Raw genomic sequence first — 3,194 nt, 5'->3', positions numbered from 1 at the left:
GGATTGGGACGAGGCGCTGCGCGCCGCCGGTATCCCCTTTCGCGACGAGGCATACGGCTTTCTCTACCTCGGCGCCCCCGCCTGCGGACGCCGGCCCCGGACAGCAGCAGCGGGGCTCGGGACTGGCCGGCGTCCAGCGACCCGTGCTCGCCGAGATGCCCCCCGCGCTGCGGCCAGTGGTGCGCGGCGCTGTGCACGACGACGACGTCCGGCGACCGGGCCGGATCAGCGAAGACCGACGCGAGCCGCGCTCCGGCGAACGGGTAGGAGTTGCGGTCGTTCGGCGGCGAGGGGTCCTTGCGCGCCAGGCTCAGGGGGACGCCGTGCATCGGATCCTGAACGGCCACCGGATCACGACCACGCAGCACCTCCCAGGGGCCGCTCGGGTCGGTCAGCGACAGCCGCGAGGCACCGTCCGCGTTCGCGACATGGAGCCATCCGCCCTCCACCCAGGCGACGAGGTCCACGATCCCGGCGAGATCCGGCCTGGTGAGGACCGCGACCGCCGCGGACAGCTCGTCACCGCCGGCACGGCGAAAGGGTGCACCACCGGGACGACCAAGGGATGCGCCGTCGGGACGGCGTGGGCGGACGCCGTCGTGCCGAGCACGGTCGTTGCCGGACGCCTGGCCTTCCGATCGCTCGACGGCGGCGTCCGCGGCGATGGAAACCCCCGGAGCGCCGATCCGGGCCGCCTGGGCGGGCTTGCTGCTGGGCACGACCGAACACTACCGGCACCATATGACCCGGCAGGAAACACACACGTCAACATCTTGCGATCACATAACAGACAACCCGGCGGATCCGTACGCCGCCGCTGCCCTCCTCCGCGACTCCGCCGACGCCCTACGCCAGAGATCTCCGGGTCGGTTGGAGGCCGGTGTCGATCGCCGGTGGGTCCCGTGGGCTGAGCAGGCTGAATCCGGCGTCGCCGGCGGCTGCGGCGAGCCGGTCGTCATAGGTCACGAGCGCGTCGAGTTCCCGGCCGAGGACCCGCGCGGTGGCCAGGTGGATGGCATCCAGCGAACGCAGCGTCCGATCCGGTTCATTCATTGCCGCCTCGACGATGTCGTCGTCAATGGCAATGTAGTCGAAGGCCAGCAGGAGCTCACGCGCATCCGGAATCATCGCCGGTAGGACCTGGCTGACTGTTCGTATGACCTCGATACGGAGCAGCGCGGAACTCACCCACGAAGCGCTGGCATTGCTGTCGTAAAATGCCGCGAACGCCAGGGAATGAGTCTCCTCGGCGAGGAGTTTGATGGCCGCCGAGGTGTCCACGTAGTAGAGAGTCACCACGTTTCCTCGTCGCGCAGCGCCTCAAGTGCCTCGCCGAGCCGATCGCCGCCGCCGCTTGGCCGCATCCTCGGCCGGTATCCGGGCCGTGTCGCCAACCGAGCCTTACCGGACTCGACCAGCTGCGACATGATCGGAATCGGTGTCCGGTCCTCGACGGGCACGATTCGGGCGATCAGCCGGCCGTACTCGGTCACGTCGACGGTCTCGCCGCGCCGGACCCGGGCCAGCACCTCGCTGGTGTTGTGGCGAAGCTCCCGCAGGCCCACCGAATGATCGTTGGCGGTCGTCATACTCCAGATGTATCACAAATTTGTGGCCACATACCTTCCAGTACATGCAACGCCGCCACCGCCCGGGGATCCTGCCGGATGGACGCAACCGATCCGGCAGGAGCCCCGGGACACACGCGTAATAAGGACGCGGGGAGAGCGTCAGGCCGCGACGCTCTTGCGGGGACGGCCGCGGGGCCGCTTGCGTGGGACGACGGCGCCCGTGACAACGAGCTCGCCACCCCACACGCCCCAGGGCTCGCGCCGGTCAAGAGCAGCGGCCAGGCAGGCGTGCCGCAGCGGACAGCCACCGCAGACCGCCTTCGCGGATTCGACGTCCTCGGGGGACTCCGCGAAGAACAGGTCCGGGTCGACGTCCCAGCAGGGCAGCGCCAACCGGTCCAGCTCGATCCGGGCAACGATCGAGGGGTCGAACACCGGTGTCACCTCCGGCACTGAAGGAAAAAGAATCGGTCGGGGACGGTTCGGTCGGAACAGTCAGATCGGAATAGTCGGAATAGTCGGAATAGTCGGTTCGATCGGTTCGGCTGTCCTGGCGGATCGGATCGGGAGACGACAAAGGCCGCGGTTCCCGTCAGGGATCCGCGGCCTCGGTCGGCGCTCGGTTGGCTTGTCAAACCAGGAGCAGACCTCGGGGTGGACCCGGGACGTACAGCGTGTGGCGCATCGTCGATGCTTGGATGTGGGCATCCGCGGTCGGGGTGTGGTGCGCGGCTGCGTCAGCCCAGCGCGGACCGTCGGCAAACCCACGGGTAGCTCGGAAACCGGCGGACGCAAGGACGTGCTTGGACGTCACGGCCGCGGCCAACCGGACCGCGCCACGCAGGCCAAGCGGATACGCCCGGCGCACGAACACGGCGACGATCCCCGTCATCCTCATAGGGATCACCTCCTTCGCGTTCGTGTCGGGCGCGGGCTGGGCACACTCAGCGCCCATCAGCACCGTAGAAGCCGACCGGAACGGTCGCAACCTATTTTCTGTGTTTCCGATCAAGTACCTGATGTAGTCGAGAACCTAACTGAAGGTAGCACGATCATCGCCGCTCTGGCGGCATCACCCCGCGGCGGGACGGCGGATGATCCCACCGGGAAGGCGGGGTTCCCGCCAGGACGGCAGCGGCTGGGACAGCGGGGCCGGTATCCGCTATCCGGCTGGTTCGGAGCCGGGGACCCCGGCGGAAGGCGACGAGAGGGATCCGGGCGGTTCACGCCCGTCAACCAGGGCGAGCACGTCCTCGCCGTAGCGGTCGAGTTTGGCCTGGCCGATTCCAGGGATGCCCACCAGCTCGGCGACGCTCGTGGGCCGGTGTTCGGCGATCGCCAGCAAAGTCGCGTCGGTGAACACCACGAAGGCCGGCGCGCTCTGCTCCTTGGCCCGGGTGGACCGCCAGACACGCAACCGGTCGAAGAGCGCCTGATCGACGCCGGACGGGCAGTCGTCGCACCTGCCCGTCCGGGCGGCCTGGCCCACCAGCGGACGCCCACACACCCGGCAACGCACCGCGGAGCGGCTGCGAGACCGCTGCGCACCAGCGCCATCCGCGCCAGTGCGCGCCGGCCCGCCGGCCGACGCACCCGCCGACGTCGTCGAACGGGGCACGAGCC

At 69.3% G+C, this 3,194-nt stretch carries 5 protein-coding genes and 1 pseudogene; all 6 read right to left on the bottom strand.

The annotated features are described in order from the left end of the window. A pseudogene (locus DD1DGNOD_RS05235) lies at positions 1 to 719 on the bottom strand (alkaline phosphatase family protein); the annotation flags it as partial. Between the two features lie 127 nt (positions 720 to 846). Further along, complete coding sequence (locus DD1DGNOD_RS05230; RefSeq protein WP_165036439.1) at positions 847 to 1,296, bottom strand: type II toxin-antitoxin system VapC family toxin; 450 nt, start codon at positions 1,294 to 1,296, stop codon at positions 847 to 849. Further along, positions 1,293 to 1,589 (bottom strand): type II toxin-antitoxin system Phd/YefM family antitoxin, encoded by a 297-nt coding sequence (locus DD1DGNOD_RS05225; RefSeq protein ID WP_131765519.1) that lies wholly within the window; start codon positions 1,587 to 1,589, stop codon positions 1,293 to 1,295. Before DD1DGNOD_RS05225 ends, DD1DGNOD_RS05230 begins: the two co-directional genes overlap by 4 nt. Before the next feature lie 141 nt (positions 1,590 to 1,730). Further along, entirely contained in the window at positions 1,731 to 2,006 is a 276-nt protein-coding gene (locus tag DD1DGNOD_RS05220) for a WhiB family transcriptional regulator (RefSeq protein WP_206442960.1), read from the bottom strand. A 196-nt stretch (positions 2,007 to 2,202) separates the two neighbouring features. After that, positions 2,203 to 2,469: a hypothetical protein gene (locus DD1DGNOD_RS05215; RefSeq protein ID WP_131765517.1), complete on the bottom strand. Its 267-nt coding sequence runs from the start codon at positions 2,467 to 2,469 to the stop codon at positions 2,203 to 2,205. 264 nt (positions 2,470 to 2,733) lie between these two features. Then, positions 2,734 to 3,194: HRDC domain-containing protein (locus tag DD1DGNOD_RS05210; protein ID WP_206442959.1), on the bottom strand; the 461-nt coding region annotated here is incomplete at its 5' end.

The sequence above is a fragment of the Candidatus Protofrankia californiensis genome, assembly GCF_900634765.1.
In the GTDB taxonomy this organism is placed as follows: Bacteria; Actinomycetota; Actinomycetes; order Frankiales; family Frankiaceae; genus Protofrankia; species Protofrankia californiensis.
This window is presented reverse-complemented; position numbering and strand designations above follow the sequence as displayed.

Coding starts and splice junctions, on each gene's coding strand:
- DD1DGNOD_RS05215 (WP_131765517.1), bottom strand. CDS start 2,469: ATGAGGATGACGGGGATCGTCGCCGTGTTCGTGCGCCGGGCGTATCCG.
- DD1DGNOD_RS05225 (WP_131765519.1), bottom strand. CDS start 1,589: ATGACGACCGCCAACGATCATTCGGTGGGCCTGCGGGAGCTTCGCCAC.